This is a genomic window from Rhizobium mongolense subsp. loessense, assembly GCF_900099775.1.
GTDB classification, from domain to species: Bacteria; Pseudomonadota; Alphaproteobacteria; order Rhizobiales; family Rhizobiaceae; genus Rhizobium; species Rhizobium loessense.
The window spans coordinates 206,362-224,655 of the sequence record NZ_FMTM01000005.1; the positions used below are offsets into that span (position 1 = coordinate 206,362).

General features: G+C 58.2%; 9 protein-coding genes. 8 read left to right on the forward strand and 1 reads right to left on the reverse strand.

What is annotated here, in order from left to right; translation table 11 throughout:
• The first annotated feature begins 69 nt into the window (after positions 1 to 69).
• The 8 genes from BLP23_RS18380 (at position 70) to BLP23_RS18415 (ending at position 17,347) form a co-directional block, all read left to right on the forward strand.
• Positions 70 to 7,512 carry a type I polyketide synthase gene (locus BLP23_RS18380; protein ID WP_092586306.1) on the forward strand — a complete coding sequence of 2,481 codons (7,443 nt, stop codon included), beginning with the start codon at positions 70 to 72 and terminating at the stop codon, positions 7,510 to 7,512.
• Position 7,513: 1 nt separating this feature from the next.
• Positions 7,514 to 8,929, forward strand: coding sequence for an aminotransferase class I/II-fold pyridoxal phosphate-dependent enzyme (locus tag BLP23_RS18385; protein WP_092586307.1), 1,416 nt, complete (start codon positions 7,514 to 7,516; stop codon positions 8,927 to 8,929).
• 14 nt (positions 8,930 to 8,943) lie between these two features.
• Complete coding sequence (locus BLP23_RS18390; protein WP_092586308.1) at positions 8,944 to 9,807, forward strand: SDR family NAD(P)-dependent oxidoreductase; 864 nt, start codon at positions 8,944 to 8,946, stop codon at positions 9,805 to 9,807.
• Positions 9,808 to 9,813: 6 nt separating this feature from the next.
• A complete protein-coding gene (locus BLP23_RS18395; RefSeq protein ID WP_407691800.1) occupies positions 9,814 to 11,439 on the forward strand; it encodes an LTA synthase family protein in 1,626 nt (541 codons plus the stop codon).
• Entirely contained in the window at positions 11,436 to 12,737 is a 1,302-nt protein-coding gene (locus BLP23_RS18400) for a capsule biosynthesis protein (protein WP_092586310.1), read from the forward strand. The genes BLP23_RS18395 and BLP23_RS18400 overlap by 4 nt, the downstream gene beginning before the upstream one ends.
• A gap of 64 nt (positions 12,738 to 12,801) precedes the next feature.
• Entirely contained in the window at positions 12,802 to 14,025 is a 1,224-nt protein-coding gene (locus tag BLP23_RS18405; protein WP_208603168.1) for a right-handed parallel beta-helix repeat-containing protein, read from the forward strand.
• 114 nt (positions 14,026 to 14,139) lie between these two features.
• A complete protein-coding gene (locus BLP23_RS18410) occupies positions 14,140 to 14,985 on the forward strand; it encodes a glycosyl transferase (protein WP_092586490.1) in 846 nt (281 codons plus the stop codon).
• 289 nt (positions 14,986 to 15,274) lie between these two features.
• The gene (locus BLP23_RS18415) at positions 15,275 to 17,347 is read left to right on the forward strand and encodes an acyltransferase family protein (protein WP_092586491.1); all 2,073 of its coding nucleotides are present in this window, start codon (positions 15,275 to 15,277) and stop codon (positions 17,345 to 17,347) included.
• Between the two features lie 151 nt (positions 17,348 to 17,498).
• On the opposite strand, the gene BLP23_RS18420 is transcribed toward BLP23_RS18415, so the two are convergent.
• Complete coding sequence (locus tag BLP23_RS18420) at positions 17,499 to 18,215, reverse strand: hypothetical protein (RefSeq protein WP_092586311.1); 717 nt, start codon at positions 18,213 to 18,215, stop codon at positions 17,499 to 17,501.
• Positions 18,216 to 18,294 lie beyond the last annotated feature (79 nt).

Below are 18,294 nucleotides of genomic sequence, written 5' to 3' on the forward strand. Positions count from 1 at the left end.
TGATGTGAACTTTAGCTGGCATTGATAGCCACCCTCTGCCGCCTACCGCTATAACGACACCGGGTGAACATGACGATTGAGATTATTGGGCGCGCAAGCGTTGCTCCAGGCGCTTCTTCAGTGGATGAACTGCGGCAAATTCTCGAGGACGGGAAGTGCACCGTCAGCGAAATCCCGGCCGAGCGCTGGCAGCTCGCCCGCTACTGGCACCCGCATCAAGGCATCCAAGGCAAGACCTATACCTTCGCCGCCGGCGTTCTTACTGACGTCTATCATTTTGATCCGGCTGTTTTTGGTCTTTCTCAGCGCGAAGCGATGCAGATGGATCCGCAGCAGCGGATATTGCTTAGCCTTGTCTGGCGTGCGCTTGAGGACGCCAATCTTCCTGCGGCCTCCCTGAGTGGCGAGCAGGTGGGCGTCTATGTCGGTGCATCCAGCCTCGATAACGGCAATCTGGCCGTCGAGGATCCGGCGACCGGCAGCCCTTATTTCATGACGGGCAACACGCTTTCGATCGTTTCAAACCGTATCTCTCATATCTTCGGGCTGCGCGGCCCGAGCATGACGATCGACACGGCCTGTTCGTCGTCGCTGGTGGCGCTCGACCAGGCCGTACGCGCGCTTGATCGCGGCGACATCGATACGGCAATCGTGGGCGGGATCAATCTTTTGGCGCATCCGCTTTCCTTCGTCGGCTTTGCGCAGGCGCGTATGCTGTCGCCCGAAGGCCTGTGCCGAGCTTATGACACGAATGGCCATGGCTATGTGCGCGCCGAAGGGGGCGTCGTGCTGGTGCTTCGCCGCACCGACAAGGCTCTGCGCGAAAGGGATCGCAGCTACGCCCGCCTTCATGCAACCGGCGTCAATTCTTCAGGCCGTACCAATGGTATTTCCTTGCCGTCCCGGGAGGCGCAGGCTGCCCTCCTGAAGTCGGTTTACGAGGGCGCCAATATCGATGTGAACCGGATCGCCTTCATAGAAGGCCATGGTACGGGCACGCGCGTCGGCGACCCCGCTGAAGTCTGGGCTATCGGCAGCGTCATCGGCAAGAACCGCCGGGCACCAGTTCCGATCGGCTCCATCAAATCGAATATCGGTCATACTGAACCAGCCTCCGGCCTCTTCGGTCTCCTAAAGGCAGTCATTGCGCTTGAAAACAACTTCCTGCCGGCAACGCTTCATATCGAGCGGACCAACGAAGACATCGATTTCGAGGACCTGAACGTTCGCGTCAACACCTCTCCGATCGAACTGATGCCTGCGAAAACTCCGCGCTTTGCAGGCGTAAACTCGTTCGGCTTTGGCGGCACGAACGCCCATGTCGTGATCAGCGATCCGGACCCTGTCGCACCGCCCGAGCCGCAAGCAAAGGGTGATCGCGTCATCTTCATGGCAAGCGCCCATAGCGCCTCGGCGCTTGAGGGCCTGCTTGATGACTATAAGCAGCGTCTGGAGCAGGCCGAAACTAGAGAGGCGCGCCAGCTTGTCGCTTCGGCGGTGGCGAACCGTGAGGCAATGCGCCACCGTTTTGCTGTCAAAGCGAAAGACAGCGACGGAGTGCTGGAGGCAATCAGCGCTCATCTGGCAGGCGAGCCGACGGCTGGCGAGCACGGCGAGGTTCCCGGTCAAGGCGTGCGGGTTGCATATGTCTTTGCTGGAAACGGATCGCAATGGCCGGGCATGGGCGTGGATGCCTATCGCGAAAACGCCCATTTTCGCCAATGCTTCCAGTCCTTCAGCGCGCTCTTTGAGTATTATCTCGGCGAAAAACTGACTGATCTGCTTTTTTCCAAAGACCTGCCGGAGCGGCTTGCCGACACTAAGATCGCTCAGCCGATGCTGTTTGCGGTACAGGCGGCATTGACCGACTGTCTATCGGCGCAGGGCCTGAGACCCGATGCGGTTTTTGGTCACTCAGTGGGCGAAATTGCCGCTGCCTACGCCGCCAAGGTGCTGACGGCCGCAGAAGCTGTGGCGATTGTCGCCAAGCGTTCGCAACATCAGGACCTGCTGGCCGGCGAAGGCAAGATGGCAGCGGTCGTCATGAGCTCGGATGCCGCGCTTGCTTTCGCAAAAGCGAACGGCTTTGACAATATCTGCATCGCAGCCATCAACGCGCCGAATTCAGTAACGATTTCCGGCCCATCAGACGAGGTTCAGGCCTTCCGCGACGCCGCCCGCAAGGCGCAGATCGTGGCGCATGTTCTCGATATTAATTATCCGTTCCATCATCCGATCATCGATCGGGCGAAGGAGGCATTCTTCGACGATCTGCCGGATCTCGAGCCAGATGCTGGCGCCGGCACGTTCATTTCCACCGTCACCGGCCGCCATGCTGATGGGCAGACGCTGGACACGGCTTATTGGTGGCGCAACGTGCGCGATCCGGTTCTGTTCAAGGACGCTTGTGAAGCCGCGATGGAAATGGGTTGCAACCTTTTCATCGAAATCTCGCCGCGCCCGATTCTTTCGAACTATGTGACGGACATCGCCAAGAACATTTCGCATCAAGCGGCCGTAATCCCGACGCTTGCCCGTGAAAGCGGAACCGGCCGCGATCCGGTCGCGCAGTCCTTCGCGCGTGCTGTGGCTCATGGTGTATCGCCGCTTCGCTCACGCAACGCCGCCGGTCGCAACGCCTTCATTCAACTTCCGCCGCTGCCGTTTGAGAAAGTCGAATTGCGTCCGCAGCCGACGAGCGACGAGATCGACATCTTCGGTCGCGACCAGCGAGTGCCCTATACGCTGCTCGGCTGGCGAACCGATCCGAACGCATCGAGCTGGAAGAACCATGTCGACGCCAACCTGCTGCCAGACCTTGCAGAGCATGTTGTGGATTCAAAGGCGATCATGCCTGGAAGCGGCTTTATCGAGATCGCCGTAACGGCCGCGCAGCAATATTATGATACGGACGAGGTCGAACTCGGAAATCTGGAAATCGTCCGGCCGCTGGAACTGCGGCATGATCGTATTGCCGAACTTTCGACCGTCCTTTCTCCCGAAACCGGTAACATCGAAATCCGCTCGCGTGAACGGCTGAGCAATGACGACTGGACCGTTCATGCCGTAGCCCGGGTGCGCAAGACGATCGATGCTGTGGCCGACGAGCGCGCAGCCCCCGTCGCCGGCGAAGTCAAATCGGTTCTGACGGCCGAGAAAACATATGAGAAAGCTGAGCGCTTTGGTCTGCAATATGGTCCGCATTTCAGGTTGTTGTCGAAGGCCGTCGCATTCGGGCACGGTCTGATAGAGGTCGATCTCAAGACGGCACAGAAGGCTGCACACCCGTACCTGAGCTACAATCTGAATCCGATGTCGGTCGATGCAGCGTTTCACGGTCTGGTGGCGCTTTTCGATCAGCTGTCCGGCGATCAGGCGGGCGCGCCCTATATCCCTGTGCGCTTCGGCTCCGTTCGCGTCAGGCGTTCCGAACGGCCGGTGGTCAAGGCGACGATCGGGATCGAGCGGTTCAGCCAGAATTCGATCAAGGTGCGTTTCCGGATGTTCGACGATGCCGGCACGCAGGTTGCGGCATTCGACGATTGCCGCTTCCGCCGGACGTATCTGAGGCGTCACCACACGCTCGATTCCGTCGCGTTTCACTATGAGAGCGTACCGTCCGCGCTTTTTGCCGCGACATCCGACATTCATGCGCTTCCAGTCATTGCCGGCGCCCCGGACGTGGCGCTGAATAACGCAACCCTTCTACTCGACGCCGCCGTCTATCGCGCATGCCACGAGATCGCGCTTGCGCTCGCGGCAAAGAATGGCTCGATTGCGATTGACCGTCTCCACGGCGATGCGGCGTTCCGATCTTTCCTCACTAGCTGCCTCTTCAGCCTTGAAGATGCTGGAATTGCCTCTTCCGATGATGGAAAATGGACCGTTGCGACTGAGTTCACGCTGCCGCCGGTCCAGGAGGTTCTGCGGGAACTCTATGGTGAAGATGCCGGCCGCATCGCGGAAGCCGTCCTCATCAACGATGCGCATCGCGACGCCCTCGAGAAAATCGCGGCCATCAAGCAGGGCAACGATATTCCTTCTTCGAAGTCGGTTAGCGAAGCGACGCTGGAGCATGTTCTCGCCCATTCGCCGCTGAGCGTAAAACGCCTTTCCGTCGTAGGCGGCATGGTCGATGGTGTGCTGAAAGCGAAGAAAGGCGGTATCCGTCGGATTCTGGAAGTTGGATCGATCTCGGCCGCCTTCAGCCGCAAGCTTGCCCTGGCGGCAGCCGAACACGGCGCTTTGCTCGTCATTGCCGACCCGCGCGAAAATATCCGGCGTACGCTGGAACTCGCCTTCGAAGACAGTGCACATGTCATTGTCGCAGACCCCGATAAGCTCGGCGATCAGGCCGCGACCGATCTGGTTGTCGTTGCGGGCGATCAGAGCCAGCATTATCTTTCCAGCGACGAGGCGCTCCAGGCTGTCGTGCGCAAGGCAGCGGCTCACGGTGCGACGCTCGTCCTTGCCGATCGTGCGCCTTCGGCTTTCAACGACTTCGTATTCGGCCTGTCGGACGGCTGGTTTGCAGGAAGCCAGTCTCCGGAATTTCCGATCGGAAAGCTCGGAACCGCTCGACAGATTGAGGATCTTGCACATTCGCTCGGATTTGCGGACGCAAAGGTCGACGAAGCCGAGTATCCGGAAGGCAGGCTCGTTTCGCTCGTCGCGCAGCCGAAGGCGGTAAGCGAAAAACCACTGGCCGCCGAGACCGGCAATGGCCCGCTCTTTGTGATCGGCGAAGGCTCAAGCCACGCCTCGGACTTCGGGGGGCTCGCAACAATATCCGTTTCGGCCGACGAGCCGAAGTCGGCTTATGCTGAGGCCTTCGCCAAATTTGCGGGCCAGCCGGTGCGTGCGGTCTATTATGCCGAGCGCGCGTCGAAGGAAGACCCATCGAAGCTGTTACAGGATCGGCTCGTCACATTTGCGTCTTTTGCAGAAGCGCTTGCCGCCTACATGCAGTCCGGCGAGGCTGCCGCAAATAGCCGTCCGCAGCTTCTTCTCATCGCGCCCGGTGGCTCGCCGCTTTCCGGTGATGGGACCGACAGCGGAAACTCAGCGCTTTGGGCCTTTGCCCGCGTCCTGCAGAACGAGTATGAATTCCTGGACGTCCACATGCTCGATGCGGAACCCGGCGATCGGCGTGTTCCCGGCATCGTGAATTCGATCTTCACATCACATGGGGCAAACCGCGAATGGATGCTCGACGCGGCAACCGGCGAGGTCCGTGAACTGCGCGCTGTTACCGGGCCGTCAACGTCCTCGGCCCGGATGACCGGCGGTTATGCCGCTGCCACGATCCGCCAGCATTCGGCCGGACGACTCGACAGTGTTGCCTGGGAAGCTTGTGAGGTACCGTCTGCTACCGACGGCGAGATCGTCGTTGCCGTCGAGGCAACAGGTCTCAACTTCCGTGATGTCATGTGGGCCATGGGCCTGCTCCCCGAAGAAGCACTGGAGGACGGCTTTGCCGGCGCCACGATCGGCATGGAGTTTGCCGGACGTGTTGTCGAAACGGGCAGGGGCGTCAGTGATCTAAAGCCTGGCGACAAGGTGATGGGCATCGGCCCGGCGGCCTTCTCGACGCATGTGAGAGTTCGCCGGGATGGTGTCACCAGGCTACCCGAACGGATGGATACGGTCGCCGCAGCAACCGTGCCGGTCGCATTCCTCACGGCCTATTACGCCATGGTCGAGCTTGGCCGCATTCAGCCCGGTGAGACGATCCTGATCCATGGCGCCGCAGGCGGTGTCGGCCTGGCCGCCCTGCAGATCGCAAAGCTGAAGGGCGCGAGGGTCATTGCCACGGCGGGAACGCTTGAGAAGCGTCGCTTCCTGGAAACGCTCGGCGCCGATCATGTCTTCGATTCGCGCTCCCTGGATTTCGTGACCGATATCCGCCGGATTACCGACGGTGCCGGTGTCGATCTCGTTCTCAATTCGCTCTTCTCCGAAGCCATGGAGCGCAGCCTGGAGCTCGTGAAGCCGTTCGGGCGCTTCCTGGAACTTGGTAAGCGCGACTATTATTCCGACCGCAAGATCGGGCTCCGGCCTTTCCGCCGCAACATCAGCTATTTCGGCATCGATGCCGACCAGCTGCTCGTTAATGTGCCGGAGCTCACGAAGCGGATATTCACCGAAATCGGAGAGTTGTTCTCGGCCGGAAAGCTGGTGCCGATCCCTTATCGCGCTTTCGGTTTTGACGAGATCAGCAGCGCATTCCGTCTCATGCAGAATGCCGGCCACATCGGCAAGATCGTCGTCCGTCCCCCGGTCATTGGCAAGGACAAGGTCCTTCCGGCGCCCGGCAAGCCGCTTCATTTCGATTCCGATGGCATCTTCCTCGTGGCAGGCGGCATCGGCGGCTTCGGTCTTGCGACCGCAAACTGGCTGGTTTCGAAGGGCGCCCGGAAGATCGCGCTTTGTTCGCGCAAGGGCGTTGCCGATGACGAGACCCGCAAGGCGATCACCGAATGGACAAAGAAGGGCGTCACGGCAAGCGTGCATGCTTGCGACATTACTGAGGAGAGGGCGGTCGCCGCCCTGCTTGGCGAATTGCGCGCCAAGGCATCTCTGAAGGGTATCGTCCATGCAGCCATGGTGCTTGACGATGCCCTGCTTTCGAACCTCACGGCAGAACGCAACCGCCCCGTCGTCGAAGTCAAGGTCAAGGGCGCGGAAATCCTCCACCGGCTGACGGCAGATGACGACCTCGATCTCTTCCTGCTTTTTTCGTCCGCGACGACGATGCTCGGCAATCCAGGGCAGGCGAACTATGTCGCAGCCAACGGCTACCTCGAAGGCCTGGCGCGCCAACGCCGCGCAGCCGGACTTGCCGGTCTGGCGGTCGGCTTCGGCGCGATTGCAGACAAGGGCTACCTGGCGCGTAACGCCGAGGTGAACGAGGTGCTTTCGAAGCGCATCGGCAAGTCGGCATTGAAAGCGGGCGATGCGCTGGAGCAGGTCGAGCGCTACATGCTTGCCGATCAGGGCCGCATCGAGGGTGCGACCGTCATGATCGCCGAGGTCGACTGGAGCGCGGCGCGGCTTCTTCCAATTGCCGGAAAGTCACTTTTCGAGACGATCATGCGCCATGCAGGAAGCAGCCAGGCGACCAATGACAACGAAACCATCGATCTCGAGGCGATGATCGCCGGCAAGTCTGCAGACGAAGCGCAGGCCCTTCTCCATAAGCTGGTCGCTGCCGAAATCGCTGCGATCCTGCGTATCACTGAAGATGGGATCACACCCGAAAAGGTGCTGAAGGATATTGGCCTCGACAGCCTGATGGCGATGGAACTCGGCATGAGCTTCCAACAGAAGACCGGTTTCGACATACCGCTGAGCGGTATCAGCGATGGCACGACCATCGGCGATGTTGTGGCTCGTCTTAGGGAGCGCGTGGCCAGCCGTAGCGGTGGAAACGAGGGAGCAGGTGAAGCCGAGCAGGTTGTCAGCCAGCTGATCCAGAGTCATTCTGGCACGGTTCAGAAAGCGGCAATGTAAAATGACGGACAATCCAAACGGCAAGGCGCAGGACCGGAAAACGGGACTGCTCGATCAGATGCGGCACGCCAACGAGTCGTCCGGCAGGAACAGAGCAGCCCGGATGAACCGCCACCCTCAGCCGCCGGTTCGCCAGGTGACACGATTCGACGAACTGCCGGAATACCAGCGGGTGATGACCCAGAAGATCGGGGCGCAGATGGCCGGCATCGGCAACCCCTTCTACCGGTCTCATGACAGGGCCGCAGGTGCAACGACTGTCATGTCCGGACGGGAGTTCGCAAACTTCGCCTCTTATGACTACCTCGCAACCAATACCGACCCGCTCGTCAACAAGCGGGCAAAAGAGGCGATAGATCGCTTTGGCATTTCCGCGTCGGCAAGCCGGTTGGTTGCCGGAGAGCGGCCCGTGCATGTCGAACTTGAACATGCGCTTGCCAAGGTCTACGGCGTCGACGCTGCGGTCTGCTTCGTCAGTGGTTACCTGACCAATGTTGCTGCGATCAGCTGTCTGATGGGCCCGCAGGATCTCGTAATTCACGATGAGTTCATCCATAACAGCGCGCTTGCCGGGATCAAGCAATCGGGCGCGACACGCCGTCTCTTCAAGCACAACGATGTCGAGAACCTCGAATCTGTTCTGAAGTCGCTGTCCTCCGACTTCCGGCGTATCCTGGTGATCGTCGAAGGCGTCTACTCGATGGATGGCGATATCGCCGACCTGCCGGCTCTGGTCGAGCTGAGGTCGCGGTACGGCTTCTGGCTGATGGTCGATGAGGCGCACGCTCTCGGCGTCCTTGGAGAAACCGGTCGCGGCAGCTTCGAACATTACGGCATCGATCCACATGACGTCGACATCTGGATGGGAACGCTTTCCAAGACGACATCGAGCTGCGGTGGCTATATAGCCGGAAGCCAGGCTTTGGCGGACGTCTTGAAGGCGGAGGCCGGCGGCTTCGTCTATAGCGTCGGCCTTGCGCCGGTACTGGCGGCTGCGGCATTGACCGGCCTGGAAATATTGACGAAAGAGCCGGAGCGTACTGCCCGGTTGCGGCGCAACGGCGCGCTCTTCCTCAAGCTTGCAAAGGAAGCCGGTCTCGATACCGGGCTTGCGACCGGCTATTCCGTCGTCCCGGTCATCGTTGGGGATTCCGTTCGCGCCGTGCAGCTTTCCAACGATCTTCTCGAAGAGGGCGTAAACGCGCTGCCGATTATCCATCCGGCAGTTCCCGAGGGCATGGCGCGACTGCGTTTCTTCATCACCTGCAATCACACGGATGAGCAGATCAGTCATGCCGTCACTGTGACGGCAAAGCGGCTGAAAGATTTACAGGACCGCAATTTCGGCCTAGGTTCGATCGACTTCGAAAAGGTCATGAAGCTCCTGCCGATGAACCAGATGGCGGGCAAGCCTTAAGGCAGGACGATGCAATGCATGTCATCGTAACCGGCGGTTCAAGTGGTATCGGATTAGCAGTCGCAAAGGCTTACGCCGCCAGAGGCGAGCGTGTTTCGCTGATTGCACGCGATGCGGCACGCCTCGATCAGGCGGTTTTAGACGTCCAGGCTGTATCGAAAGGCGGAAGCTCTTTTGCCGTTTCGGCTGACGTTTCCAAGCATGAGGACCTGGCATTGGCGGTCAAAGCCTGTGAAACGGCAAACGGCCCCTGCGATGTGCTGATTGCCTCTGCCGGCATTGTCGAGCCGGCCGCCTTCGATGCTCTTTCAGCCGCGGCCTTCGACCAGCAAATAACCACAAATCTCCTGGGCACCGCAAATGCCGCCCGTGCCGTCTATCACAGTATGAAGGCGAGGGGACGGGGCACCATCATGGTGGTCTCGTCGGGTGCCGCATTGATTGGCCTTCACGGTTATGCGGCCTACTGCGCCTCTAAATCTGCCCTCAAGGGTTTTGCTGAAGCCGTACAGGCGGAAGCCGTCGGAACGGGAATTCGCGTCTCCATCTGCTTTCCGCCGGACACGCTGACACCCCAGTATCAGCGTGAAATGACGATGCGGCCATGGCAGGCCGAGGTTCTCATGGGCAAGGTGAAGCCGTGGACCGCGGAAGCAATTGCACAGCGCATTATCGCCGGTATCGACCGCAACTGCTCGAAGATCCACTTTACGCCATCTCTCATGGCGCTTGCCTATCTGGGGCCTTTCATCAAGCCGCTGCTTTCGCGCTGGTACCGATATCGATTGAAGCGTGGCGTAAGGGAAACGCATGCAAGATCATCGACTGTGCATTTGAAGACAGGGATATCATCGGGCATTGACACGCCCAAGCTTTAATCGGATTTGGCATTTGTTGCCGGTAATAGAAAATCGATGGTTCCTTTGCGCTTACATGATGTGCCCTTTCTATTGGTTGCCTCCTGCTTCGTCCTGACGTGCATCTTCGTCTACGCAACGGACTGGTTCGCGATGCCGTCTGACGTCTATCGCCAAAACAAGGTCGAGCGAACACCTGCACGCTATGCGCTCGATCTTGCTGCGCGCCTTCCGGTTATCGCTCTGGTCTTTGCGGGTTTCTTTTCGGTGACGTGGCGGCCGATCTACGCCATGCAGGCGACGATGAGCTTCTTTGTGATTTTCACCGGGATTTCGCGCGCCAAATTCAAGTTCATCCGAGAGCCGCTGATTTTCTCCGACATCGCGCTCGTCGTCGATGTCTTCAAATACAAGGAGATCTTCTACGCGACCTCGCTGAACGTCTTCTTCTGGATATTCTCGTTCCTTTACGTCTTCGGCGTGACCGGGCTATATTTCTATTTCGAGCCGCATATCTTGCCTGACAGCGCACGGGTGTTCTGGGTCCTGGTCGGCCTTGCCGTTGCCTTCGGTCCGTGGCTGGCGCTTTTCTACGGCCCTGTGAACGGGCCGGTTTCGCGGGCCACACAGCAGCTGGTTGGACCGATCGATATCAAGAAGAATACGGTCCGCTTCGGCACGTTCACGTCTGTCGTCCTGCATTTTATCATATGGCTTGGCCGCCGCCGCGAGAAGATCGTGCACGAGCTGTCGGTCATGCTGAAGTCGGCGCTGCACGATCTTTGGGATCCGGACGGCGATAACGAGCCGCCGCTCATCGTCGTCTGGCAGTCGGAATCCTTCATCGACCTTCGTCATTTCGAGGTCAAAGATTTAAAGCTTCCCAATCTTGATCGACTGCGAAAGCGGGCGGCGCAGTGGGGCCGTATGACGAGCGTCTTCGAAGGCGGCTATACGCTTCGCACCGAATTTGCAATCTTAAGCGGCCTTCAGCCCGACGACGTGCATATCGATGCGAGCTATCCCTATCTGAGCGCAAGCCAATACACGGATGTCGTTTGGCCGAACAAGCTGAAGGTTGCCGGCTGGAAGACGCAGTTCATTCATCCTTACGACCGCACCTTCTTCCTGCGTCATAAGGCGATGCCACAGCTCGGCTTCGATCACATGATGATGCTCGACGAATTTGATCACAATCCGGAGCGCGACGGCCCTTATGTCAGCGATCAGGCGCTTACGAAAAGCGTGATCCGCGAGATCGAAAAGGATCCGGATATCAAGAATTTCCTGTTCGTCGCCTCAATGGCCAACCATGGCCCCTGGGAGGCCGGTCGCGTCGGTAATCTCACGGATCCTGTAGAGATCTATTCCGAGCTCCTTCGCCGCGCCGACCATGCGCTTGGAAACTTGGCCCATCATCTCGACACACTGGACCGGCCAGTCTGGTTGCTCTTCTACGGCGATCATGCGCCGCTCTTGAAGGCTTTTGCTGATCCGTTTCCGGATCCTCGTACTGACTATATGATTGTGCCGCTTGGTCGCGCTCGGGCGCATTCGCAGCGTCCAGTCCCGCCGCGGGAAGAAGCGCCGTGGAACCTGCTCGGGACCCTGCTGCGCTATGCCGGCCTCAGCAAAGAGTTGCCGGCGGAATGATCGTGCCGGTGGTCCGCTCAGAGGAGAAGGCGAAACGCGTCTTCCTGTTTCTCCAAGGGCCATCGTCCATCCTCTATTGCCGGATCGCGGACCGCCTTGAGGCAGCCGGTTGCGCGTGCCTCCGCGTCAACCTTAATAGCGGAGATTGGCTATTCTGGCGCAGGCCGGGCGCCTTGAACTATCGCGGTCCTTTCGCCGCCTGGCCGGGGTATGTCCGTCATCTCATCGCGGACCGCAAGATCACCGACCTTATCGTCCACGGAGAGGAAAGACCCTACCACCGTGCTGCCATCGCCGAAGCCCGTGCAATGGGCGTTTCGATCTACACCATCGAGATGGGGCATTTGAGGCCTGATTGGGTGACGATCGAGCGCGAAGGCCTTTCGTCCAACTCGCGCTTTCCCGTTGATCCGGATCATATACTTGCGGCTGCTGAAGGCCTGCCGGAACCGGATTGGAACAGGCATTACAGCCATACTTTTCTCTCGGAAGCGATCGCCGATCTGCTTTACTATCTGCCGACCGTGTTCTTCTCGCTCTTTTATCCTCATTACCGGCGGCACGGGCTGTTTCATCCGCTCGCCGAATATGCGGGCTGGCTGAGGAGGCTCGCAACGGCCCGAAAGAGGGCTCGCGCGGCGAATTTCAAAGTGGACCGGCTGTATTCCGATAACGCAGCGTTCTTTGTCTATCCCCTGCAGATTGAGACCGACTATCAGTTGCGCGCCCATTCGCCGTTCCACAGCCAGAGGGATGCGATCCGCTATATTCTGCGCTCATTTTCCGAGCACGCACCGCAAGAAGCGAAGCTGCTCGTCAAAGTCCATCCGCTCGACAACGGGCTTATCGACTGGGACGACTATGTGAACGCCACCGCCTTGTCGCTCGGCCTGTCCGGCCGCGTGCAGGTTATCGACGGCGGTGATCTCTCGGCGCTGATCGCCGCAAGCCGGGGCATGGTCACAGTCAATTCGACAGCTGCGCTTTCAGCATTGCAGGCAGGCAAGCCTGTTAAGACGCTCGGGGTGACGATCTATGATATCGAAGGGCTGACGGATCCAAGTTCCATCGATCGTTTCTGGCAAGATCCACAGCCGCCTTCGTCAAAGCTCCTTGACGCGTTCATGCGATTGCTCGCTGCCTCCGTGCAAGTTCGCGGCAACTTCTATTCGAAAGAGGGAGCGAATGCTGCTGCCGAAAGCATTGCCTCGAGGTTACTGGCGCGAAATGTCAACGAGCCGAGCGCATACGTCGAGCCGCCGATCCGCAAACGTCCGATGAAAATAGACGTCCCCTGACCAACATCTGGTAAGAAGTCGGTTGAGTGAAGATTCGCCGGCACGCAGGGCAAACGGAGATAAAATGATACTCGGGAAGACGAAAGCGGTCGTAGTGTCAACGGGCCTCGCCTTGTTGGTTGGCTGCCAGGGGGGAGCGCCCTATATCGACAGCTCCTTTTTGCAGCCCGATCTTGGGTATCAGAGGCCGCATCCTCAGCGACCAGACCCGTCCGTGCCGTCGCCTGATGAAGGCCAAAACACTGGGCCACTAACGCCCGTCGAGGAAAACCCCACCGACACCTCGCCACCAAGCGAAGAGGCTGGACAAAACACACCGTGCGGACAGGCGACGATCTCCAAAATAAAGGCCCCTGGTTCAGAGCCCGTTTCATTGCAGTGTAATATCCAGCTGTCTTCGCATGACGTCGTGAGCCATCAGCTGATCTTCGAAGGAAGCGCCGCTTCAAACGCGGTACTTGATTGTGGGGGAGGGCTAATTGACGTTAGTTCCGGTAGTTCACGCATGCAAAAAACCGGGATCATTGTTCGCTCAACGCGAACTGCGTCAGGGCAATGGGATGCTCCGCGCAATGTCACCATTCGCAACTGCCGGATCAGAGGATTTGTCAGGATTTACGGTCTCGGAGAAAATGCCAACGGCGAAGTTATGAAGGCCTCTTCACTCAAGCCTAACCACACCAATTATGCCCAGGCAGCGGCACCGGCCAACGTGAGATTTGAAAAAGTCCAAATCGAGGCGCCCAATGGCATACCCTTCTATGTGGGTCCGGGCGTAACGGGAGCGGCTTTGTTATCGTCTCAAATATCCGGCCGCAGCACCGCCGTTGCCGTATATCTTGATGCCGAGTCAGCCCGCAATACGATCTCCGGAAACGTCTTCAGCATCAAGACGGATAAGCGTGAGTTGATAGCAATCGATGGTTCTGCAAGAAATACGATTTCCCGCAATACATTCGAAAACTCCGACAATGGCGGAATATTCGTCTATCGCAATTGCGGAGAAGGCGGCGTTATTCGCCACCAAAAACCGGAGTTCAATCAAATAACGCAGAACACGTTTCGCTATTCTTCTGGCCGCCAGCAGCCGGCAGTTTGGCTGGGATCTCGCAACGGAGGCAAGGACTATTGCTTTACCGACCCGGCCTATCCATTTGGCAGCAGCGCAAGCAATGCAGACTTTGCTGACAACAACGAGGTCGAAGGAAACAGGATCGTCGGTGGTGGTCGCAATCTGATCGTCAGCAGGGGCGGCAACAATGTCGTTCGAGACAACACATCGCAATAGGCGGCTTCTGACAACGGAAACCATGGCTACGTGCTTTTTTGCATCTGCTGGCACACGCCATATCTGTGCTAAGCGGTCGGAGTATGCGGATTTTAGAAAGGAATGGCGGAGCAAATGGCTGTGAGCGAGACGCTACCTGCGGCAGGCACGAAACAGGTGATCTGCATAAATTGGGGTACGAAGTTCGGCCCCCCCTATATTAATCGCCTTTATGCCATGGTTGCGAGAAACATAACTCCGCCGTTTACCTTCACATGTTTCACCGATAACCGAGATGGCATTCGGCCTGAGGTTCTTTGCGAGGACCTACCACCATTAGACGTCGCGAAAATGCCAGAGAAATCCCCAGGGATTTGGAATAAGGCGCGGCTTTGGGGCGAAACTTTAGGGTCACTCAGAGGCCCAGTTTTGTTCCTCGATCTGGACCTTGTGATTGTTGCGTCACTCGATCCGTTTTTTGAGGTTGGCAGCGCCGACGACGTTGTCATGGCGCGCAATCAGACCACGCCATTTGAAAAGCTCGGACAGACATCGCTGTTTCGATTTCCGGTGGGCAAGCTCGCACCACTGCAAGAAAAGTTTAAGGCGGCACCGCAGGTGATTGCGGATCAATACCGGTTCGAGCAGCGTTTCGTAACCAGGAACGCTCCGGATGGTCCGAAGTTTTTCCCGCGCGAGTGGGTGCTGCACTTTCGTCAAGATTGCCGCCGTGCATGGCCGCTCAATTACTTCCTTGCACCGCGGCTCCCCCAGAGCGCAAAAGTAGTCATTTTCCCTCGTGGCCTGCGCCCAGAGCAGGCGATAAGAGGGAAGTACCACGAACGGGGCGCCGACACTCCGTTTGGACATCTCATGGCAAGTTTCAACAAGAGAAAGCGGCTGAAGCGGGACTCGTTCTTCGCGCATCTTCGGCATTTTATCCTCCCGACACGCTGGGTGGCCGATCACTGGAGGGAGTAAGCATGTTAAACTGCCGTTTCTCTTCGCAGGCCCGGCGACGATCGACGTTATGATTTGGCTAGCCGCTAGGCCGAGGCTGCAGCGATCCTTTCTCGTCCGAACGAAGCTAGCCGGTCCTCGGAGCGCCGGCTGAACAATGCTCGGGCCTGTTTACTCGCCGGAAGTCAGCGGCTGCGGAGACGTCCTTGATTGAAAATATAACGATGACGCAGTCCTTGCCTCATTGCGGGCAAATCGCACGGCTACGGATAGCCGCGATTCAGCGGTCGAACTTTCCAAAGGAGCCGAAATGATATTGAGCCAAAGCCGGCCCAGTTATAGGGCCGAGCTCGATGGGCTGCGCGCCGTCGCCGTAATACCGGTTGTACTCTATCATATCGGACTGGCCTGGCTTCCCGGCGGCTTCGTTGGCGTCGATGTTTTCTTTGTCCTCTCCGGCTATTTCATGGCCAGAATTATCTCGTCGGAGATCGCGGCGGGCTCCTTCAATATCTGGCAGTTCTACAGTCGCCGCATCAGACGAATTTTGCCCGCGCTCACCGCGGTTCTTGCCGCAAGCACGATCGCAGCGTGGTTCCTGTTCATGCCTCAGGAGTTCGAATACTTCGCTAAGAGTCTGATCGGAGCAGCTACTTTTACCGCCAATATACTGTTCCAAAAAGAAAGCGGCTACTTCGATCTTGCAGCGCACACGAAGCCTCTGCTTCACACGTGGTCACTGAGCGTCGAGGAGCAATTCTACATATTCTTTCCGCTTACCCTTCTCCTGGCGCGGAAGTCGCGCGCAGTGACATTGGCAGTTTTGATAGCGGCATTCTTTTTGTCATTTGCCGCCAGCTGCTGGGCCGCCTTCAACGCCACATCTCAGGGGTTTTACCTGCTTCCTTTTCGGGTATGGGAGCTCCTGCTTGGGTCGCTGGTTGCCCTTGTTCCTGCACCGAAACTGACGCAGCGCAGCGAAAGCTTGATGGCTGGGGTGGGCCTGCTTGGAATCGTTGCTGCTTTCTTCGCCTACAATGTTGACACGCCCTTTCCTGGCTACTACGCGCTCCTGCCGTGCCTGTCTGCTGCCGCAGTGATATTTTCACGGGCCGAGGGGAGCTGGAGTTACGCCCTTCTAAAGGCGCCGCCGATGATGTTCATCGGAAAGATTTCGTACTCTGTCTATCTCTGGCACTGGCCCATTATCGTTTTTACCCGCTACCTCAACCTCGGAATGGAGGCCTGGTTGGAAGGCGCAATGGTCTTTGCTTGCGCGCTCGCGCTCGGATACCTCTCGTGGCGTTTTATCGAGCAACCATTCAGGCAAGGCGGCGGCATGAGTATAGTCACGCCGCTTGTTTCGGGCGGGGCGGCAGTTGCGGCCTCGGTTGCAGTTGCGAGCACGATCATTGCCTATCATGGGATGCCGTGGCGTCTCAGCGGGGATGCGCTCCAGCTTTATGCGGCAACTTACGATCAAAGTCCTTTTTCTCAACCGCGTTGCTTTGCCGATACCAACGGAAACGGCCTGTCCGTCGCGGCCATAGAGGAGGGCCGGCTTTGCGTTGTGGGTGATCCCTCCACAACTGCTCCCCCGTCCTTTGTCGTTTGGGGAGACTCGCATTCGGCCGCGATGGCTCCTGCAATCGATCTTGCAGCGCGCAAGGCAGGAATAAGGGGTGTACTTGTCGGTCGTGGCGGTTGCCCACCGCTCCCTAACGCCGCATTTTCATCTCAAAAGAACGTCGAACGCTGCGTCGATCACAACAAGGCGGCGCTTTCCTTCATTGAAACACAGAAGATCCCTTATGTATTTCTAGTCGCCTACTGGCCAAAATATGTCCACCGATCCGAGCTGCCTAATCAGGGCATCTTCTTCGATCCTAACATTGCTCCACCCGTCGAAGACTGGTCCGGGCCGGTGCGCAACAGCCTGGAGGAAACCATCACGCGGTTAGACGCGGCTGGAACGAAGTCTGTATTGGTACTTGACGTTCCTGAAATGGGCGTACCGGTCCCCGAAGCACTAGCGAGAGCCGTAACGACAAGCCGCTCTGAGGATATTGCTCCCTCGCGCGACTACACCGATCAACGACAGTCGTTGGCAAGAATGGTGCTGAACGATGTCGCCAAGCGCAAGAACGCCTATCTCGTAGACCCTCTCCCTAAGCTGTGTGACGCTACCCGTTGCCACGCGATCATCAACGACACTGTAATGTACAAGGACGCCGATCATCTTTCCGCATCGGGCGCTAGAATTCTTGCTCCCATCTTCGACGGTGTGATCAACGTGATTGCGCATTCCGTTCCTGCGCAAGCAGTTGGCGGGAAGCCTGGATCGTCAGAAGCAATAAAACCACCATTCGATGTGGCGTTTTAGTATGCGCAAGGGGCGAGGGGCGCATTGACACTTCGGCCCTAACGCGTGTCGGCATGGCTGAATTGAGGCCGATAATTGATATCTATTCCGTACAATACACCGTCGAGCGCGCGGGCATTGATACCATTTCGCTTACTCCTGGCAAAACTCGTTAACTGCGGGCAAAAGAGATCGGGCTAGCCATGTGTTTATCGATGTCATCCCTGTTTCGAACGAGGGGAAGGCCGATTTGCGCGGAGAGCTCGCCCTCGGTGGTGAACACATTCCCGCGATTTCGGAGCTGCGTCAGCACAAAAGTATCCTCCGCGATCTGTCGCCGAAGCTTGCCCTTGTCGTTGTAAGAATGGCCCATTTTCGTCACGGAGAACCCGGCCAGGGTCACTGATGGCGCGCCCATGAAAAGGGCGTAACAAACAGCCGCAACTCCGTTTGTGACTTTTCCGAGTTCTCCCACACCAGGGGGGAGGCCACCGCTCACGGCGGTGACGATCGCCTCACGCTCCTCTTTGGTGGCGCGCATCAGACTCTTGTACTGCACCTGGCGCATCAACAGCAGCCTCAGTCGCATAAACCATAGGGGTTTCGTGTGGAGCCATAAAAGACCTCTCGTTCTCACGTGAGGGTGCTCATCCCAAGACTTCTTTCTCTTTCGAAACGTCAGGTCGGCCGGTGGGAGACCCAAGGCGGCAGCCGTTTTGCCCGAGTTGTTGACGTCGACGCGAGCGCAATGTCCGATCAAGTCAGCCGGCACTGTAGGGCATGGGGCGGAGCCGAGGATCAACCACGGCTGATCGCGAATGTCGAGCTGCGAGAGCCAGCGGCGGTGTTTTTCCCGGAGGATTTCGAGCGCGTCAGGTCCAACTGTCATCTAGAAATTTCCGTCGCTTAGTTTGCAAGTAATATTCTGCGCCATGTCTTGCATAACCCAATCGACGTGTCCACTCCGG

Excerpts from the sequence above, each read along its gene's own strand:
- BLP23_RS18390 (WP_092586308.1), top strand. The coding sequence starts at position 8,944 with ATGCATGTCATCGTAACCGGCGGTTCAAGTGGTATCGGATTAGCAGTC.
- BLP23_RS18400 (WP_092586310.1), top strand. The coding sequence starts at position 11,436 with ATGATCGTGCCGGTGGTCCGCTCAGAGGAGAAGGCGAAACGCGTCTTC.
- BLP23_RS18405 (WP_208603168.1), top strand. The coding sequence starts at position 12,802 with ATGATACTCGGGAAGACGAAAGCGGTCGTAGTGTCAACGGGCCTCGCC.
- BLP23_RS18420 (WP_092586311.1), bottom strand. The coding sequence starts at position 18,215 with ATGACAGTTGGACCTGACGCGCTCGAAATCCTCCGGGAAAAACACCGC.
- BLP23_RS18380 (WP_092586306.1), top strand. The coding sequence starts at position 70 with ATGACGATTGAGATTATTGGGCGCGCAAGCGTTGCTCCAGGCGCTTCT.
- BLP23_RS18415 (WP_092586491.1), top strand. The coding sequence starts at position 15,275 with ATGATATTGAGCCAAAGCCGGCCCAGTTATAGGGCCGAGCTCGATGGG.
- BLP23_RS18410 (WP_092586490.1), top strand. The coding sequence starts at position 14,140 with ATGGCTGTGAGCGAGACGCTACCTGCGGCAGGCACGAAACAGGTGATC.
- BLP23_RS18385 (WP_092586307.1), top strand. The coding sequence starts at position 7,514 with ATGACGGACAATCCAAACGGCAAGGCGCAGGACCGGAAAACGGGACTG.